A 17,626-nucleotide genomic window follows, 5' to 3' on the forward strand; every position below is an offset into this window, starting at 1 on the left:
AAGCCATGGCCGAACCGCTGCCCGCCGCTTCGCCCTTGCGCCCGCGCAAGGTCATTCCGATCGTCGCGGTGGAGCAGGGCAGCGGGCTCTATGCGGCCCACCAGAAGATCTACCCGCGCAGCATCAGCGGGCTGTTCGCGCGCTGGCGCTGGGCCATGGTGTTCCTGACGCAGCTCGTGTTCTACGGCCTGCCCTGGGTCGAGTGGGGCGGCAGGCAGGCGGTGCTGTTCGACCTCGGCGCCCGGCGCTTCTACCTGGGCGGTCTGGTGCTGTACCCGCAGGATCTGATTTACCTAACCGGGCTGCTCGTGATCTCGGCGCTCTCGCTGTTCCTGTTCACGGCGGTGGCGGGCCGGCTCTGGTGCGGCTACGCCTGCCCGCAAACCGTCTATACCGAGATCTTCCTGTGGGTGGAGCACAAGATCGAAGGCAACCGCGTCGCGCGCATGCGGCTCGACGGCGAGCCGTTCTCGCTCGAAAAGCTGGTCAAGAAGTGGTTCAAGCACATCGTCTGGCTGGGCATCGCGCTGTGGACGGGCTTCACCTTCGTCGGCTACTTCACACCCGTGCGCGAGCTCGGCATGGAATTCCTGCAGACCCGCATGGGCTCGTGGGAGGTGTTCTGGGTGTTCTTCTACGGCTTCGCCACCTACGGCAACGCGGGCTTCATGCGCGAACAGGTGTGCCAGTACATGTGCCCCTATGCGCGCTTCCAGGGTGCCATGTTCGACCGCGACACGCTGATCGTGAGCTACGACGTGGAACGGGGCGAGCCGCGCGGCTTGCCGGCCAAGGGCCCGCAGCAAGCCCGATCTGGCGACTGCATCGATTGCGACCTGTGCGTGCAGGTGTGCCCCGCCGGCATCGACATCCGCCAGGGCCTGCAGTACGAATGCATCGGCTGCGGCCTCTGCGTCGACGCCTGCAACACCGTCATGGAAAAGCAGCACCGGCCACACGGGCTGATCCGCTATGCCACGCAGAACAGCATGGCCGGGCACTGGTCCAGCGGGGAGATCCGGCGGCGCGTGCTGCGGCCCCGCGTGCTGATCTACACCGGCGTGCTGGCGGCGCTGTGCCTCGGGTTGCTGGCCAGCCTTGTGGTGCGCATGCCGCTCAAGGTCGACGTGGTGCGGGATCGCGCGTCGCTGGCCCGCATCGCCGAGGGCGGACGGCTCGAGAACGTCTACCGCCTGCAGATCATGAACGCGACCGAGCAGCCGCAGCGCTACAGCATCGAGGCGACCGGCCTCGAGGGGCTGTCCGTGCTCCCGGCGGAGCCGGTGGAAATCGAAAGCGCCCAGTCGCGCTGGGTGGCGGTGCGCCTGCAGATTCCGTATGGCAGCGCGGCACCCGGCTCCCACACCGTGCACTTCGGCGTGCGCTCGGCCGATGGCAGTGCGCAGGTGTCCGAAAAGGCCGCTTTCCTGGTACCCCGTTGACCCGGAGGAGACAAAGATGAAAACAATGAACGAGCTAGAACCCGCACCGCCGGCGCCGGCCGCCCCCTGGTGGAAGTTCCCGCTGGTGTGGATGGTGATCGCGGGGCCGGCGTGTGTCGTCGTCGCCGGCTTCGCCACGCTGTGGATCGCGCTGGCGATCCCCGATCCCGTGGTCGCCGAGGACTACTACCGGCAGGGCATCCAGATCAACCGCACGCTGGCCGACAAGAAGCTGGTGCCGGCGCAAGTCGGGCGCAACCACGCGGCGACGCCCGGCAACGACATGCCCGCGCCGAAGCGGGCAGCGCCGTGAACGCGCGCACGGCGCTCTGGATCCTGTGGCCCGGCTTCCTGCTCGCCTGCAGTTTCGAACTGCTGGTGTTCGCGCTGGTCGATCCGGCCGATCTGCGCTGGGGCAGCGAGTCGCTCGGCCTGTCGCGCCAGGCGGTCTACACGATCGGCTTCTTTGTGTTCTGGTTGCTGGCCGCGGCTTCGAGCGCGCTGACCATGCTGCTGGTGTCGATGCCCAGGCGGGAAATCAGCAAGCAGCCGGAGTGACGATGCGGTGCAGCGCGTCGGGCTCGACGATGCGCACATGGCGGTTGTCGACCTCGATGATGCCGTCGGTGACGAACTTCGACAGCGTACGGCTCACGGTCTCGAGCTTCAGGCCGAGGTAGCTGCCGATCTCCTCGCGCGTCATCCGCAGGACCAGTTCCGATTGCGAGAAGCCGCGCGCATGAAGCCGCTGCACCAGGTTGAGCAGGAAGGCGGCCAGCCGCTCTTCGGCCCGCATGCCACCCAGCAGCAGCATCACGCCATGCTCGCGCACGATTTCGCGACTCATGATCTGGTGCACGTGGCGCTGCAGCGAGGTGATCTCGCGCGAGAGTTCCTCGATGCGGTCGAACGGCATCACGCAGACTTCGGAGTCTTCCAGCGCCACTGCGTCGCAGGTGTGGTGGTCGTTCACGATGCCGTCGAGGCCGATGATCTCGCCGGCCATCTGGAAGCCGGTGACCTGGTCGCGGCCGTCTTCGGTCGCCACGCGGGTCTTGAACACCCCGGTGCGAATCGCATAGAGCGAGGTGAAGCGCTCGCCGCTGTGAAACAGCGCCTCGCGCCGCTTCACCTTGCGGCGCGTCGCCACGATGTCGTCGATGCGATCCAGCTCGGACGGCAGCAGCCCCACGGGCATGCAGAGTTCGCGCAGGTTGCAGTTCGAGCAGGCAACCTTGATGGTTTGGGGGGTCATGTCAATGGGGCTCTCTTTGTGCGATTTTCCGTTCCTGCCTGTGCAGGTGAGTTGATTCAGGTCAATGAAACTTCGGCGGGTCGGCCGCACAGTCGATGGGTCATGCCCTCGATTTCAACCGCCGTTTTGTCCCCGCCCGTGCCGCCGTTGTCGAGCGCCTTGCTGCGGCGCTTCGACGTCGCCGGGCCGCGCTACACCTCCTATCCCACGGCCGACCGTTTCGTCGAAGCCTTCGGTGCCGACGCCTATGCGCAGGCATTGCGCCAGCGCGGCAACGGGGCCGTTGCACGCGCGCTGCCGCTCTCGCTCTACGTGCACATTCCGTTCTGCGCCTCGCTTTGCTACTACTGCGCGTGCAACAAGATCGTGACGCGCCACCGCAGCGAGGGCCGCAACTACCTGCGCTACCTGGCACGCGAGATCGACCTGCAGGTCGCACAGCTCGGCGCCGGTGCGCCGGTGAGCCAGCTGCACCTGGGTGGCGGCACGCCGACCTTTCTGGACGACGCGAGCCTGCGCGAACTCATGGATCTGTTGCGCGACGCCTTCACCCTGGCGCCGGACGGGGAGTACGCGATCGAGGTCGATCCGCGCACGGTGGACGAGGCACGGCTCGCCGTGCTGGCGGAACTCGGCTTCAACCGCCTCAGCTTCGGGGTGCAGGACTTCGAGCCGGCCGTGCAGCAGGCTGTGCACCGCATCCAGCCGGCCCAGCAGGTGTTCGACCTGGTGGCAGCGGCCCGCCGGCTCGGCTTCGCATCGACCAACATCGATCTGATCTACGGCCTGCCGCACCAGACCGTGAAGTCGTTCGACCGAACGCTGGCGCAGGTGTGCCACCTGCGCCCGGATCGAATCGCGTTGTATGCCTACGCGCACTTGCCCGAGCGCTTCAAGCCGCAGCGGCGCATCAATGCCGCAGACCTTCCCGCGCCCGCTGCCAAGCTCGAGATGCTGTCGCGCTCCATCGCGGCACTCACCGCGGCGGGGTATGTGTACATCGGCATGGATCACTTCGCGCTGCCCGGCGATGCGCTGGCCGTGGCCCGGCGCCAGGGCCGGCTGCATCGCAACTTCCAGGGCTACAGCACGCAGCCCGACTGCGACCTGGTCGCCCTCGGCGTCTCCGCCATCGGGCGCATCGGCGCCACCTACAGCCAGAACGCCAAGACGCTGGAGGAGTACTGCGACCACATCGACCAGGGCCGGTTGCCGGTGGTGCGCGGGCTTGCACTGTCGCGCGACGACGTGTTGCGGCGCTCGGTGATCATGGCGCTGATGTGCCAGGGGCGGGTGGATTTCGAATCGATCGCGCTGGCCCACCTGATCGACTTCCGGCGCCACTTTGCGGAAGAACTGGCAGCGCTGGCCCCGCTCGAAGAAAAGGGCCTCGTGGCGGTGAGCGACCGCGCCATCGAAGTCACGGCCACCGGCTGGTTCTTCGTGCGGGCCATCGCGATGGTGTTCGACCGCTACCTGCAGGCCGATCGCAACCGCACGCGGTTCTCCCGCATCATCTAGCACGACCGGCTGCCACCATGCAAACCGCACTGGCCGCCTCGGCTTTCCTGATGGGTCTGGCCGGCGGCCCGCACTGCGTTGCCATGTGCGGCGCAGCTTGCGCCGGCGTGGTTCGCATCGTGCGCGCGGCGCCGAACGGCGGCGTGGCCGCACTTTCCACGGACGACGGTGCGGGCCGCATGTTGCTGCTGCAGACCGGGCGCATCGCGGGCTATGCCGCCGGCGGGGCGCTGGCCGCGGCGGCGGTGGGCAGTCTTGCCGTGGCCAGCGAGCACGTTGCCCTGCTGCGCCCGGTCTGGACGATGCTTCATGTGGCCGTGCTGGCATGGGGCGTGGTGCTCGCCGTGGCGGGGCGGCAGCCGCGCTGGGCGCACCGCGCGGGGGGCTGGCTCGCAACGCGCCTGCGGCCCCTGAACGGTTCTGCCCCGGGGCTGCTTGCCACCGGCGCGCTGTGGATCGCGATGCCCTGCGGGCTGCTGTATTCGGCGTTGATACTGGCGAGCCTGGGCAACGGGCCGGCGCAGGGCGCACTCGTCATGGCCCTGTTCGGTGTCGGCAGCGGGATCTCGTTGATGCTGGCCCCTTGGCTCTGGCAACGCCTGCGCTGGGGCCTCGGTTCAATGCGGCAGGTCTGGGGCACCCGCGTGGCGGGCGTGTTGCTGGCGGGCGTCGCGTCGCAGGCACTCTGGATAGACCTGCGGCACCAGATCGAAATCTGGTGCCGCTGAGAGCGGGACCGATGCCGCGAGCCGGGGTCGGGCGTGCGGGGCCTCATGCCGGGTTGCGTTCAAGGAACAAGGAACCCTGGCCTTTGGCGGAAGTTGCTGCTCGCGCTGGCGCTTCGTGCTTGACGTTTCGGGATAGGGCCTGTGCGGGAGGGGCGTTGGGGTTAGGCCGCTGGCGGCGGGTGGCCCCTTCCGCGAATGTCCCCCGGCCTGCGGCCTCCTCCTTTATTTCGCTGCAGGGGCCACCCACCACCAGCGGCCTTGGGCACGCTCTGCGTGTTCGGCGCGAAACGGTCACTTCGCTTCCAGGATCAGGGCGGTGGGGCACGCTGCGCAGCGAAATAAAGGAGGAGGCCGCAGGCCGGGGGACATTCGCGGAGCAGCGTGCCCCGCCGCCCTGAGCCCACCCCGGAACCCCAGACCCTCAGCGCTCAAATCAAACGTCGGACGCTGCGAATGCAAGGCCGTATCAGCCGCGCAAGCCCTTCCAGAGCATGTAGGCCGCCAGCACATACAGGATGCTCGCGAACACCCGCTTGAGCTTTTTCACGGGCAGGCTGTGCGCGGCTTTCGCGCCCAGCGGCGCGGTGAACACGCTGCAGATGGCAATGACCACCAGCGCCGGCAGCCAGATGTAGCCGAACGAGCCGGACGGCAGCCCCTGCACCGACTGGCCGCTCGCGATGTAGCCGACCACGTTGGCCACCGCGATCGGGAAGCCGAGTGCCGCGCTCGTGGCCACCGCGTTGTGGATCGCGACGTTGCACCAGGTCATGAACGGCACGCTGATGAAGCCGCCGCCCGCGCCGACCAGGCCCGAGAGAAAGCCGATCACGCCGCCCGCGGCAAGCTGACCGCCGGTGCCGGGCATCTGCCGCGTGGGCTTGGGCTTCTTGTCGAGGAACATCTGGGTGGCCGAGAAGCCCACGAACAGCGCAAAGAAGATCGCGAGCGCAGTGCCCTTGAGCAGCGCGAAAACGCCGAGGCTGCCGACCAGGCTGCCGATCACGATGCCGGGCGACAGCCGCTGCACGATGTCCCAGCGCACAGCGCCGCGCTTGTGATGGGCGCGCACGCTCGAGATGGAGGTGAAGATGATGGTGGCCATCGACGTGGCAATCGCGATCTTCACGGCGAGATCGGCCGGCACGCCGCGCTGGCCCATGATGATCGTGATGAACGGCACCATCAGCATGCCGCCGCCGATGCCCAGCAGGCCTGCGAGAAATCCGGTGCCGAGGCCGAGCGCGGCGAGTTCGGCGATCAGCAGGGGTTCGAGCATCATGGTGACAACGCGCCTCCGAAAAAAAGACGGCCCCGGATGAGGGGGCCGTCGTTTCATGAATAGGTGTCTGCAGGTGGGTGCCGAACCCGCATCCTGAACCAGGGTTCAGGTGGGCGAGGGCAGCAAGACTTCGGGTTCATCTGACGCGAGATGATCACGCCCGTCAAGCAATGTACCAAGCCCGGCTCCGGAGAGCATTGGAACAAGGAAATATAAAGCTCGACACGCACTGCAGACAGGGCGGATTTTACGCCGGCAACGTGCCGCGGATGCCGCCGATCAGAGCAAATGTCCGTCGCCGGCGAGGGCGCTGTCGAGTCGGTGCAGCAATTGCGACAAACGCGGGTCGTTCGCATCGGAATCGCTTGACATGGCCGTCGCCGTTGGTACTGCAACCGGCGCCACCACCGCAGCCGGTGTCGCTTCGGCCTGCACCAGATCGAACGCCAGGTTCAGCGAGGCCAGCACCGCGATGCGGTCGCGTGCCTTCACCTTGCCGGCGTCGCGGATCTTGCACATGGCGGCATCGACCCGCTCGACCGCGCTGCGCAACTGCGCCTCCCCGCCCTCGGGGCAGCCGAGCAGGTAGCTCTGGCCCATGATCTGAACTTCGATCTGCTTCATCGTCTGGATTTATTCGGTTGCGGGTGGTTCGGCCGGCAGCCGCTCGAGCATGGCGTCGATGCGCGTGCGCGCCGCCGCGAGCCGCGACTTCAGCGCGTCACGCTCGCGCGTGAGCGCATCGACCTGTTCCTGCAACAGCGCATTGGTGCGTTGCACCTCTTCGTGGCGCACGAGCAGACGTTCCACTCGCTCGGCGATCTGGTCGATGGGGCTGGGGGCGGACATGGTGGGCGATTGTAGGTTCCCCTGCTTGCAAACACTTTCAAATTAGAATCCGGCCCGTTGGTGCTCGCGCCGCGGTTCACGCGGCACAGTTCAACGGGAAGCAGGAGTCGAGGCCCCCACAGGGCCGAAGCCACCTGCGCTGCCCCCGCAACGGTCAAGCAGACGGCGCCCGAAGCTCACGCTTCCCGCGCCACTTTCATCTCATCAAGCCACTGGGCACCCTGAAACAGGTGCCTGGGAAGGCAGATGAAAGCAGGACTGCCAGCCCGGATACCGGCCAACGAGGCGGCTGCCGCATGCGTCAAGCACGAGGCAGCCATACGTCCAAGCACCGGCGGGGAAGCCGGTGCAGGGCATTCGTCTGCGAGTTTCTTTTTCCATGATTTCCTGCGATTCCACCGCTTGCGCTCCCGTGCGTGCTTCCGCGCTCGCGCTTGCCATTTCCGCCGCGCTCGGCGCACTCGCCACCCCGCCGCTGCATGCCCAGACGCAAGCGCCGGCAGAACCCCGCGCGCTGCCCGAAACCGTGGTAACCGCGAGCCGAACGCCGACCCGCGTCGACGATCTGGTGGCCGACGTCGTGGTGATCGACCACGTGCAGATCGAGCAGATGGGCAGCCGCACCCTGACCGAGATTCTGGCGCGCACGGCCGGCGTGCAGGTCGCGGCCAACGGCGGCGCAGGCAAGACAAGCAGCGTGTTCATCCGCGGCACCGAAGCACGCCACACGATCTTGCTGATCGACGGGGTACGCTACGGCTCGGCCACGGCCGGGGCGCCCTCATGGGACAACATTCCGGTCGACATGATCGACCGCATCGAGGTGGTCAAGGGCCCGGCCTCGGCGCTCTACGGCAGCGACGGCGTCGGCGGCGTGGTGCAGATCTTCATGCGCAAGGGCCAGCCCGGCGAGACCTCGTTCCGCCCCCGCGTGTCGACCACCATCGGCAGCGAAGGCTACAAGCAGACCACGGCCGGCTTTTCCGGCGCGAACGACGCCTTCACCTATTCGCTGGACGTTCAGCGCACGCGCGACAAGGGTTTTTCGGCCACCAACGCCAAGGTGGCCTTCAACAACTACAACCCCGACCGCGACCCGTTCAACCAGGACGCGGCCAACTTCTCGCTCGGCTACCAGATCAACCCCGACTGGAAGATCGATGCCGGCATGCTCTACGCCAACGGCACCAACTACTACGACGACGGCAAGTACCGCAACACCTACGGCAAGCTACGCACCGAGACGCAGTACCTCGGCGTGCAGGGCAAGCTGCTGTCGAACTGGACGACGCAGTTCCGCGTGTCGCGCGGCACCGACATGACGCGCGCCATAGTCGCCGCGCCGTCGAGCCTGCCGGGCCTGTTCGAGACCTCGCAGGAGCAATACACCTGGCAGAACGACATCGTCACGCCGATCGGCACCGTCGTGGCCGGGCTCGAGCGCCGCGTGCAAAGCGTCGACAGCAGCATCAAATACACCGTCACCGGCCGAACCATCGACTCGGCGTTCGTCGGCCTGAGCGGCAGTGCCGGTGCGCACAGCTGGCAGGTCAATGCGCGGCGCGACGACAACTCGCAGTTCGGCGACAACAACACCTGGTTTGCCGGCTACGGCTATCGCATCTCGCCCAACTGGCGCGTCAACGTGTCGCACGGCACCAGCTTCGTGGCGCCGTCGTTCAACCAGCTCTACTTTCCGAACTTCGGCAATCCCGACCTGAAGCCCGAGGAAGGCAAGAACACCGATGTCGGAGTCACCTGGACTGAAGGCGCGCACACCGTCAAACTGGTCGCGTTCGACAACAAGATCCGTGGCTTCATCACCAACACCACCAAGCCCGAAAACGTACCGCGCGCACGGATCACGGGCTGGACGCTGGCGTACGACGGCGCCTTCGATGCCGTCGGTGTCCACGCGAGCTACGACAACCTCGACCCGCGCAACGAACTCACCGGCAAGATGCTGCCGCGCCGCGCACGCGACCAGGTCAGCCTGGCGATCGACTACACGGCCGGCGCCTGGAAGTTCGGCGGCTCGGCGCTGTACGTGAGCCGGCGCTACGACGATGTTGCCAACACCTTCGCCACGCGGCTCGGCAACTACGCGACCATCGACGTGTTCGCCGAGTACCGGTTCACGCCCGAGTGGACGCTGCAGGGCCGCATCGCGAACCTCAACAATGCGACCTACGAAACCGTCTACGGCTACAACCAGCGCGGCATCAGTGCCTACCTGACGGCAAAGTGGGCGCCACGCTGATGCCGGCCCGCTGCGAACTGATCCTCGGCGGTCAGAAGAGCGGCAAATCGCGCCGCGGCGAACAACTCGCCGCGGCCTGGCTTGCGGCGTCTCCGATGCATCGCGCGGTGCTGGTCGCCACGGCGCAGGCCCACGATGACGAGATGCGCGAGCGCATCGCACGGCACCGCGCCGAGCGACGCGTGCGCGTGCCGCGCCTTGAAACCGTGGAGGAGCCGCTGTACCTGGCCGAGGCGCTGCTGGCGCTGAATGCGCCGGACACGCTGGTGGTGGTCGACTGCCTGACCCTGTGGCTCACCAACCTGCTGATGCCGCACGGTGCCGAAAACCAGGCGCCAGATCAGGCCCCGGCGCCCGCTGCGCCTGCGGAGATCGCGACACTCCTGCTCGCGCTTCGGGAGGCGCAGGGGCCGGTCGTGGTGGTTGGCAACGAGATCGGCCTCGGCGTGATTCCGATGGGCCGCGAAGTGCGTGCCTTTGTCGATACGCTCGGCATGCTGAACCAGCAGGTGGCGGCCGCGTGCGATCGCGTGACACTGATGGCCGCCGGCCTGCCGCTCACCCTGAAAGACGAATCGCGATGATGTTCCGGCTGCTTTGTTCTGCCGTGCTCGCCTGGCTGGCCGGCCCGGCCCTGGCGTTGAGCCTGGTGGACGACCGCGGCATCGAGGTCAGCCTGGCGCAGCCGCCGCAGCGCATCGTGTCGCTGCTGCCGTCGCTGACCGAAACGGTTTGTGCACTGCAGGCCTGCGACCGGCTGGTCGGCGTCGACAACTATTCGAACTGGCCCGCATCCGTGCAGACGCTGCCGCATGTGGGCGGGCTGGAGGATGCGAACGTCGAACGCATCGTCGCGCTCAAGCCCGACGTGGTGCTGCTCGCCAAGTCGGCGCGCGTGACCGACCGGCTCGAAGCGCTCGGCCTCAAGGTGCTGGCGCTCGAACCCAAGTCGATGAAAGACGTGGAGCGCGTGCTCGGCAAAGTCGGCCGCGTGCTCGGCCGCGAGGCCGAGGCCGCCGTGCTGTGGCAGCAACTCGATGCCGGCGTGAGCCGCGTCGCCGCTTCGCTGCCGCCAGGCGTGCGCGGCAAGCGCGTGTACTTCGAAATCAACAGCGCGCCCTATGCGGCGAGCGAGGCATCGTTCATCGGCGACACCTTGTCCCGGCTCGGTGTCACCAACATCGTGCCGGCCGCGCTGGGCCCGTTCCCCAAGCTCAATCCCGAGTTCGTGGTGCGTGCCGACCCGCAGCTCATCATGGTCGGCGACCGCAACGCGGTGGCGCTGCCCGGGCGGCCGGGGTGGGGCGTGATCGATGCGGTGAAGACCGGGCGCATTTGCGTCTTCACCGCGGCGCAAGGCGATGTGCTGGTGCGTCCCGGCCCGCGCATGGCCGAGGCCGCGGCCATCATGGGCGACTGCCTGAAAGACAGGTTCAAGTGAGCAAGTCCGGGCTGGCCCTTGCGATCGTCACCGTCAGCGCGGTGCTGGGGCTGCTGGGCATGAGCATCGGCAGCACCGGCTTCGAGAGCGTGCTGAATGTGACGAGCGACGCAACCGCGCTGCAGATCGTGCGAGACATCCGCCTGCCGCGCACGCTCGGCGCGTGGCTGGCCGGTACGCTGCTGGGGCTCGGGGGTGCGCTGGCACAGGGCCTGTTCCGCAATCCGCTGGCCGACCCGTACCTGCTCGGCAGCGCCTCGGGTGCGAACCTCGGCGTGGCGCTGCTGCTGGTGGCGCTCGGCGTGTCGCCGGCCGCCGGCGGCTGGGCCGCGCGCATCGGCATGACGGGCGCTGCCTTCATCGGCGCCGTGCTGGCCGTGCTGATCACCCTGAGCCTGGCGCGCGGCGTGCAGCAGACCCTGCGCCTGCTGCTGGCCGGCGTGGTGGTCGGCATGGTGCTCGGCGCGGCGAGCGCGCTGGTGGTGCTGTGGGTGCCTGACATCATGCGGGCGATGCAGGCCTTCATGCTCGGCACCACCGGCTTCCTGGGTTGGCCGAGCGTGACGCTGCTGGCCGGCGCGCTGGCGCTGTGTTTGCTGCCATCGATCGGCTTCGCGCGGGCGCTCGATGCGCTGACGCTGGGCGAAGCCAGTGCCGTCAGCCTGGGCATCGCGTTGCCGTGGGTGCGCGTGGCACTGGTGGCGGCGCTCGCGCTCGCGACCGGCACCGCGGTGGCGCAGGTCGGGCTGGTGGCATTCGTCGGGCTGGTGGCACCGCACCTGGTGCGCGCCGTGGTCAAGCCGACGCACGGCTGGCTGGTGCTGCTCGCGTCGCTGATGGGTGGTGCGCTGCTGCTCGCGGCCGACGTGCTGGCGCGCTGGCTGATGGCGCCGCAGGAACTGCCGGTGGGCGTGGTGACTGCGCTGCTCGGCGGTGGCTATCTGCTGTGGCTCATGCATCGGAGAACGCTTTGAGCACGGCCGTTGCGCTCACGGCGCGCGCACTCAAGGTGTCGCTGGGCGGCCACCTGATCGTCGACGTGCCCGCACTCGACCTCCCAGCCGGCCGCTGGACGGCCGTGGTCGGCCCCAACGGGGCCGGCAAGACCACGCTGCTGAAAGCGCTGGCACACCTGCTGCCGGTGCAGGGCCGGGTGCAATTGCTGGGCCGCGATGTCGGCGACTGGCCCGGCAAGGCGCGCGCCCGCGCGCTGGCCTGGCTCGGCCAGACCGAGCCGGGCGCCGACGACCTGCTGGCACACGACGTCGCGATGCTGGGCCGCCTGCCGCACCAGCCCTGGCTTGGCGCGCCGAGCGCCGCCGACCAGGCAGCGGTCGAGCGCGCGATGCGCCAGACCCAGTGCTGGGAATGGCGCGCGCGCCCGCTCGGCCAGCTGTCGGGCGGCGAGCGGCAGCGCGTGCTGCTGGCGCGTGCGCTCGCTGTAGAAGCGCAGGTTCTGTTGATGGACGAGCCGTTGGCCAACCTCGACGCGCCGCACCAGGCCGACTGGCTGCTGAGCGTGCGTGCGTTGGTTGCGGCCGGCCGCACCGTGGTGAGCGTGCTGCACGAGCTCGGCATGGCACTGCAGGCCGACGAACTGCTGGTGCTCAAAGGCGGTCGCGTCGTGCACCAGGGGCCGAGCGCCGATCCCGCGAGCCACGCCGCACTGCGCACCGTGTTTGATCAACGCATCGAACTTCACCATGTGGCCGGCCAATGGGTCGTCTTGCCACATTAACCAGGATCACTGTCCATGCAAATCGAAACGCCTCCCGTCGCCAAACCCTACGAAAAGCCCGAGGGCGAACGCCGCGGCATCGTCATCGTCAACACCGGCGACGGCAAGGGCAAGAGCACGGCGGCCTTTGGCCTGGCGCTGCGCGCGCACGGCCGCGGCAAGGCCGTCAAGATCTACCAGTTCATGAAGGTGCCGAGCGCGCGCTTCGGCGAGCACCGCATGTTCGAGCAGATCGGCATTCCGATCGAAGGCCTGGGCGACGGCTTCAGCTGGAAGAGCCAGGATCTCGAACATTCGGCGCAGCTCGCGCGCGACGGCTGGCAGAAGGCGAGGGCGGCCATCCTGTCGGGCGAGTACTTCCTGGTGGTGCTCGACGAGATCACCTACCCGCTGATCTACGGCTGGCTGCCGCTCGACGACGTGCTCGACACGCTGCGCAACCGGCCGAAGGAAGTGCACGTTGCACTGACCGGCCGCCGCTGCCCGCCCGAACTCATCGAACTGGCCGACACCGTCACCGAGATGCAGATGGTCAAGCACGCGTTCAAGGCCGGCATCCCGGCCCAGCGCGGGATCGAAGACTGATGAGCGCGCCGCTCCTGCCGCTCCCGTGGGACGGCTGGGGCGAGGGCGTGGCCGCCTGGGTTTGCGTCGCGGCCCTCTGGCTTGCGCTCGCGATCGACGCGCTTTTCGGCGAGCCGCCGGCGCGCCTGCATCCCGTGGTGTGGATGGGCCGCTACCTCGACTGGGCAGGGTGCCGTGTCGCGCCGCCGATCGGCGCCGTTCCTGTTGAAAGATTCAAGCCGTTCATGACTGCAATGCTGGCCTGGTGGGCAGGCGCAGCCATCGTGGTGACAGCCGCGTGCGCCGTCGTGACCGGCGCGGCGCAGGTTCACACGGCTGCTGCCGTGCTGCTCGTTGCGGTCGCCCTCAAGCCCTTGCTGGCCTGGCGCATGCTGCGCGACGAGGTGCTGGCCGTCGAGGCGGCACTGGGTGTGTCGCTCGATGCCGGCCGCGCGCAGCTCGCGCGCCTGGTGAGCCGCGACGTGAGCGCGTTGAGCGAATCCGAAGTGCGCGAAAGCGCGATCGAATCGCTGGCCGAAAACCTCAACGATTCCGTCGTCGCACCGGTGTTCTGGTTCGTGCTGCTCGGCCTGCCCGGAGCCGCCCTCTACCGCTACGCCAACACCGCCGATGCCATGTGGGGCTACCCAGGCGAGCGCAACGGGCGCGACTGGCAATGGGCCGGCAAGTGTGCGGCGCGGGTGGACGATGGGCTGTCGTGGCTGCCGGCGCGCATCACGGCGCTGCTGCTCGCGCTGGTGGCTTGGCGCTGGCCGCGCGGGCTGCTGCAAGAAGCGCAGCGAACGCCGTCGCCCAACAGTGGGTGGCCGATGGCGGCCATGGCACTGCTGCTCGATGTGCGGCTTGGCAAGCCGGGGACGTACGTGCTCAACGCGGCCGGGCGAGCGCCTGTGGCCGGGGACGCGCAGCGGGCGGCGAGCTGCGCGGCGCGCGTGGTCGGCGTGCTGGCCATCGCCGCTGCGCTCGTGCTTGCGTTCTGATGCCATGACCCTCCTGGTGAATACATCCGACACCAACCCGCGCGACAGCCACGGCGGCCCCGACGCGCAGGGGGTGCCGCAGCACGACTTTTCGACCAACAGCAATGCGTGCGGCCCGTGCCCGGCGGTACTTGAAGCGGTGCGGCAGGCCGATGCCGCGCGTTATCCCGATCCGCGCTACGGCGGGCTGCGCGCGCGACTGGCCGGGTTCCACGGCGTGGCGGCGGAGCGCATCGTCTTTGCCGCGAGCGCGAGCGAATTGATCTTCCGGCTTACGGCGGCCGCGGCGCAACGCGGCGCAAAGTCGGTGTGCCTGCCCGCGCATAGCTATGGCGATTACGCGCGGGCGGCACAGGCCTGGGGTCTGCAGCCGGCGCCACAAGTCGACGCGCGGCTGGTCTGGTGCTGCGATCCGTCCAGCCCGTTGGGCCAGGCGCAATCTGGCTTGCCGGCCTCGATCGACGCACTCGCGGCCGCCGCCGTCTGCGTGCTCGACCTGGCCTACGAGCCGTTGCGCCTTGAAGGCGCGCTGGGGTTGGGCAGCGCGCAGCGCGACCGCGTCTGGCAGCTCTGGACGCCGAACAAGGCGCTCGGCCTCACGGGCGTGCGCGCCGCGTACGCGATTGCACCCGTGGATGCGCGGGACTGGGTCGACGCGGTGGACGCGATGGCGCCGTCGTGGCCGGTCGGCGCGCATGGCGTGGCGCTGCTCGATGGATGGACCTCGGCCGCCGCACAGCAATGGCTCGCCACCAGCCTGGCCACGCTGCGGGAATGGAAGGCGCGCCAGATCGCACTTTGCGAGCAGGAGTTCGGCTGGCAGTGCCTGCCGGGCGTGGCCAATTTCTTCTGCGCGCGTCCGCCGATGGACGACGTCGCCGCTCTGTGCGCCGGCCTGCGAACGCAAGGCATCAAGCTGCGCGACACCACCTCGTTCGGCCTGCCGGGCCATGTGCGGCTGGCCGTGCTGCCGCCCGCCAGCGGCCAGGAGCTCGCGGACGGACTGCGCCGGATTCGCAGAGCGCCGACGACAATCCCCGCATGACGGCGAAATGTGTGATGGTGCTGGGCACGACCAGCGGCGCGGGCAAGAGCTGGCTCACCACCGCCCTGTGCCGCTGGCATGCGCGCCAGGGCCTGAAAGTGGCGCCGTTCAAGGCGCAGAACATGAGCAACAACGCGCGCGTGGTCACGGGCGGTGAGATCGGCAGCGCGCAGTACTTCCAGGCACTGGCGGCCCGCACCATGCCCGACGTGCGCATGAACCCCTTGCTGCTCAAGCCCGAGCGCGACACGCACAGCCAGGTGGTGCTGCTGGGGCGGGTGAGCGAGTCGCTCTCAGCGCTGCCGTGGCGCGGCCGCAGCGAGCGCGTCTGGCCGCTGATCGCGCAGGCGCTCGACGAACTGCGCGCCGAGAACGACGTGGTCGTGATCGAAGGCGCCGGCTCGCCGGCCGAGATCAACCTGATGGCCAGCGACATCGTCAACCTGCGTGTGGCACGCCATGCCGGAGCCCGCTGCCTGCTGGTGACCGACATCGACCGCGGCGGCGCATTCGCGCACCTCTACGGCACCTGGGCACTGCTGCCCGAAGAAGACCGGGCGCTGCTCGCAGGCTTCGTGCTGAACAAGTTTCGCGGCGATGCGGCGTTGCTTGCGCCGGCGCCGCAGATGCTGCAGCAGATGACGGGCGTGCCGACCGTGGCGACCTTGCCAATGTGGTGGCAGCACGGATTGCCCGAGGAAGACGGCGTGTTCGACGACCGCAGCATCGGCGCCGCAGGCGCGGTGTCCCAACGGATCGCCGTCGTTGTGTACCCGCGCATCAGCAACCTCGACGAGTTCCAGCCGCTCAAGAACGTGCCCGGCGTGCAACTGCGCTGGGCGCGCACCGTGGCCGATCTGGCCGATGCCGACACGCTGATCCTGCCCGGCTCCAAGCACACCAGCGGCGACCTGGCCTGGCTGCGCCAGCAGGGGCTGGACCGCGCCATCGCAGCGCATGCGGCCCGCGGTGGCCGGGTGCTCGGTGTCTGCGGCGGCCTGCAGATGCTCGGCGAGGCGCTGATCGACCCGCACGGCATCGACGGCAACGGGCCCGGGCTCGGGCTGCTGCCGCTGGTCACGCGCTTCGAGCGCGACAAGACGGTGCAGCATCGCGCGGCGCGCTTCGGCGCGCTGACCGGGGCCTGGGCTGCACTGTCAGGCATTGCCATGCAGGGCTACGAAATCCACCACGGTCAGACGCTGGAACACAGCGCCATGGCCGCAGCCGGCGAGCATGCCCACGCCGCCATGCCCGACGGCCTGGCCTGGCAGAACGACGCGGGCAACGTGCTCGGCATCTACCTGCACGGCCTGTTCGAGGATCCGGCAGCGCTGCATGCGCTGTTCGGCGCCCGGGCACCCACACTTGATGGCGTGTTTGACGGCCTGGCCGACTACATTGACCAACACTTTGAACCGGGCGTACTGCGCTCGCTGACCGCATGACTTTTGCCGAGCTTTCCTCCGCTGTTCCCGAGGTTCCCGACCTCCGCGACGCTGCACTGGCGCAGCGCCTGCAGCACCTCCTGGACAACAAGACCAAGCCGGTCGGCGCGCTGGGCCAGCTCGAAACACTTGCGCTGCGCATCGGCACCATCCTCGGCAGCGAGGCGCCCGCACTGGCGGCGCCGCAGATGCTGGTTTGCGCGGCCGACCACGGGCTGGCGGCGCGCGGCGTTTCGGCCTACCCGAGCGACGTGACCTGGCAGATGGTGCAGAACTTTCTGGCTGGCGGCGCGGCGGTGAGCGTGCTGGCACGCCAGCACGGGCTGGCGCTCACGGTGGCGGATTGCGGCGTGCGGCACGCGTTTGCGCCGCAGGCCGGGCTGGTCATTCGCAAGATCGGCCCGGGCACGGCGGATGCTTCGGCCGGGGCAGCCATGACCGCCGACCAATGCACCCAAGCAATCGCCAATGGCCGCGAGCTGGTGCGGGCGTTGCCCGGCAACGCGCTGTTGCTCGGCGAAATGGGCATCGGCAACACATCGACCGCATCGATGTTGCTGGCACGGCTGGCGGGGCTCGAACTGGACGCCTGTGTCGGCGTCGGCACCGGGCTCGACGCCGCCGGCCTCGCGCGCAAGCGCACCGTGCTGGCCGGCGTGCTGGAACTGCACCGCGGCGCCACCTCGGCGCTCGACGCGCTCGCGGCCTTCGGCGGCTTCGAGATTGCGACGATGGTCGGCGCCGTGCTGCAGGCCGCGCAGGAGCGGCGCGTGATCGTGGTCGACGGCTTCATCACCGGCGCGGCCGTGCTGGCGGCGCACACGCTGCGGCCCAATGTGGTGCAGCGCTGCATCGCATCGCACGAGTCGGCCGAGCCGGGCCATGCCTTGCTGCTCGCGGAGCTCGGCTTGCGGCCCCTGCTGCGGCTCGACCTGCGCCTGGGCGAGGGCTCGGGCGCGGCACTGGCCTGGCCGCTGCTCGAATCGGCCTGCCGCATCCTGCGCGAGATGGCCAGCTTCGAGACGGCCGGCGTTTCCCGATCGGACGGGTGA

Annotated in this window: 19 protein-coding genes and 1 riboswitch; of the genes, 15 read left to right on the forward strand and 4 right to left on the reverse strand. The window is 68.8% G+C overall.

Annotated elements, in window-relative coordinates:
• Window positions 1-5: 5 nt before the first annotated feature.
• The 3 genes from ccoG to ACSFA8_RS13335 are packed head-to-tail and all read left to right on the forward strand — an operon-like array spanning window position 6 to window position 2,000.
• Window positions 6-1,442: a cytochrome c oxidase accessory protein CcoG gene (gene ccoG / locus ACSFA8_RS13325; RefSeq protein ID WP_435479995.1), complete on the forward strand. Its 1,437-nt coding sequence runs from the start codon at window positions 6-8 to the stop codon at window positions 1,440-1,442.
• Window positions 1,443-1,467: 25 nt separating this feature from the next.
• Window positions 1,468-1,755, forward strand: a complete 288-nt coding sequence (locus ACSFA8_RS13330) for a FixH family protein (protein ID WP_435479996.1) — start codon at window positions 1,468-1,470, stop codon at window positions 1,753-1,755.
• Window positions 1,752-2,000, forward strand: a complete 249-nt coding sequence (locus tag ACSFA8_RS13335; protein ID WP_435479997.1) for a hypothetical protein — start codon at window positions 1,752-1,754, stop codon at window positions 1,998-2,000. The genes ACSFA8_RS13330 and ACSFA8_RS13335 overlap by 4 nt, the downstream gene beginning before the upstream one ends.
• Here ACSFA8_RS13335 and fnr read toward each other — a convergent pair.
• Window positions 1,981-2,697: a fumarate/nitrate reduction transcriptional regulator Fnr gene (gene fnr / locus ACSFA8_RS13340; protein ID WP_435479998.1), complete on the reverse strand. Its 717-nt coding sequence runs from the start codon at window positions 2,695-2,697 to the stop codon at window positions 1,981-1,983. The two genes, ACSFA8_RS13335 and fnr, sit on opposite strands and share 20 nt — an antisense overlap.
• A 102-nt stretch (window positions 2,698-2,799) precedes the next feature.
• On the opposite strand from fnr, the gene hemN reads away from it, so the two are divergent.
• Both hemN and ACSFA8_RS13350 read left to right on the forward strand, forming a co-directional pair.
• Window positions 2,800-4,218, forward strand: coding sequence for an oxygen-independent coproporphyrinogen III oxidase (hemN, locus tag ACSFA8_RS13345; RefSeq protein ID WP_435479999.1), 1,419 nt, complete (start codon window positions 2,800-2,802; stop codon window positions 4,216-4,218).
• Window positions 4,219-4,235: 17 nt separating this feature from the next.
• Entirely contained in the window at window positions 4,236-4,946 is a 711-nt protein-coding gene (locus tag ACSFA8_RS13350; RefSeq protein ID WP_435480000.1) for a sulfite exporter TauE/SafE family protein, read from the forward strand.
• A 466-nt stretch (window positions 4,947-5,412) separates the two neighbouring features.
• On the opposite strand, the gene ACSFA8_RS13355 is transcribed toward ACSFA8_RS13350, so the two are convergent.
• The 3 genes from ACSFA8_RS13355 to ACSFA8_RS13365 all read right to left on the reverse strand — a co-directional run bounded on the left by ACSFA8_RS13355 (window position 5,413) and on the right by ACSFA8_RS13365 (window position 7,077).
• Window positions 5,413-6,228, reverse strand: a complete 816-nt coding sequence (locus tag ACSFA8_RS13355; RefSeq protein ID WP_435480001.1) for a sulfite exporter TauE/SafE family protein — start codon at window positions 6,226-6,228, stop codon at window positions 5,413-5,415.
• A gap of 279 nt (window positions 6,229-6,507) precedes the next feature.
• Entirely contained in the window at window positions 6,508-6,852 is a 345-nt protein-coding gene (locus ACSFA8_RS13360; protein ID WP_435480002.1) for a cell division protein ZapA, read from the reverse strand.
• Between the two features lie 9 nt (window positions 6,853-6,861).
• Window positions 6,862-7,077, reverse strand: a complete 216-nt coding sequence (locus ACSFA8_RS13365; RefSeq protein ID WP_286543395.1) for a DUF904 domain-containing protein — start codon at window positions 7,075-7,077, stop codon at window positions 6,862-6,864.
• A gap of 41 nt (window positions 7,078-7,118) precedes the next feature.
• Window positions 7,119-7,373, forward strand: a riboswitch (cobalamin riboswitch).
• A gap of 116 nt (window positions 7,374-7,489) precedes the next feature.
• On the opposite strand from ACSFA8_RS13365, the gene ACSFA8_RS13370 reads away from it, so the two are divergent.
• From ACSFA8_RS13370 to cobT, 10 genes are read left to right on the forward strand one after another with little or no spacing between them, the layout of a single operon-like run.
• Window positions 7,490-9,337 (forward strand): TonB-dependent receptor domain-containing protein, encoded by a 1,848-nt coding sequence (locus ACSFA8_RS13370; protein WP_435480003.1) that lies wholly within the window; start codon window positions 7,490-7,492, stop codon window positions 9,335-9,337.
• Window positions 9,337-9,921 (forward strand): bifunctional adenosylcobinamide kinase/adenosylcobinamide-phosphate guanylyltransferase, encoded by a 585-nt coding sequence (locus tag ACSFA8_RS13375; RefSeq protein ID WP_435480214.1) that lies wholly within the window; start codon window positions 9,337-9,339, stop codon window positions 9,919-9,921. The genes ACSFA8_RS13370 and ACSFA8_RS13375 overlap by 1 nt, the downstream gene beginning before the upstream one ends.
• Window positions 9,918-10,778: an ABC transporter substrate-binding protein gene (locus ACSFA8_RS13380; protein ID WP_435480004.1), complete on the forward strand. Its 861-nt coding sequence runs from the start codon at window positions 9,918-9,920 to the stop codon at window positions 10,776-10,778. The genes ACSFA8_RS13375 and ACSFA8_RS13380 overlap by 4 nt, the downstream gene beginning before the upstream one ends.
• Window positions 10,775-11,752 (forward strand): FecCD family ABC transporter permease, encoded by a 978-nt coding sequence (locus ACSFA8_RS13385; protein ID WP_435480005.1) that lies wholly within the window; start codon window positions 10,775-10,777, stop codon window positions 11,750-11,752. Before ACSFA8_RS13380 ends, ACSFA8_RS13385 begins: the two co-directional genes overlap by 4 nt.
• Window positions 11,749-12,516, forward strand: coding sequence for an ABC transporter ATP-binding protein (locus tag ACSFA8_RS13390; RefSeq protein ID WP_435480006.1), 768 nt, complete (start codon window positions 11,749-11,751; stop codon window positions 12,514-12,516). The genes ACSFA8_RS13385 and ACSFA8_RS13390 overlap by 4 nt, the downstream gene beginning before the upstream one ends.
• A 15-nt stretch (window positions 12,517-12,531) precedes the next feature.
• Window positions 12,532-13,101: a cob(I)yrinic acid a,c-diamide adenosyltransferase gene (gene cobO / locus ACSFA8_RS13395; protein ID WP_435480007.1), complete on the forward strand. Its 570-nt coding sequence runs from the start codon at window positions 12,532-12,534 to the stop codon at window positions 13,099-13,101.
• Window positions 13,101-14,081: an adenosylcobinamide-phosphate synthase CbiB gene (gene cbiB / locus ACSFA8_RS13400; protein WP_435480008.1), complete on the forward strand. Its 981-nt coding sequence runs from the start codon at window positions 13,101-13,103 to the stop codon at window positions 14,079-14,081. The genes cobO and cbiB overlap by 1 nt, the downstream gene beginning before the upstream one ends.
• Before the next feature lie 4 nt (window positions 14,082-14,085).
• The gene (locus tag ACSFA8_RS13405; RefSeq protein WP_435480009.1) at window positions 14,086-15,126 is read left to right on the forward strand and encodes an aminotransferase class I/II-fold pyridoxal phosphate-dependent enzyme; all 1,041 of its coding nucleotides are present in this window, start codon (window positions 14,086-14,088) and stop codon (window positions 15,124-15,126) included.
• A complete protein-coding gene (locus tag ACSFA8_RS13410; RefSeq protein WP_435480010.1) occupies window positions 15,123-16,574 on the forward strand; it encodes a cobyric acid synthase in 1,452 nt (483 codons plus the stop codon). The genes ACSFA8_RS13405 and ACSFA8_RS13410 overlap by 4 nt, the downstream gene beginning before the upstream one ends.
• Window positions 16,571-17,626 (forward strand): nicotinate-nucleotide--dimethylbenzimidazole phosphoribosyltransferase, encoded by a 1,056-nt coding sequence (gene cobT / locus ACSFA8_RS13415; protein ID WP_435480011.1) that lies wholly within the window; start codon window positions 16,571-16,573, stop codon window positions 17,624-17,626. Before ACSFA8_RS13410 ends, cobT begins: the two co-directional genes overlap by 4 nt.

It is taken from the genome of Variovorax nitratireducens (genome assembly GCF_051216545.1).
Taxonomy (GTDB): Bacteria; Pseudomonadota; Gammaproteobacteria; order Burkholderiales; family Burkholderiaceae_C; genus Variovorax.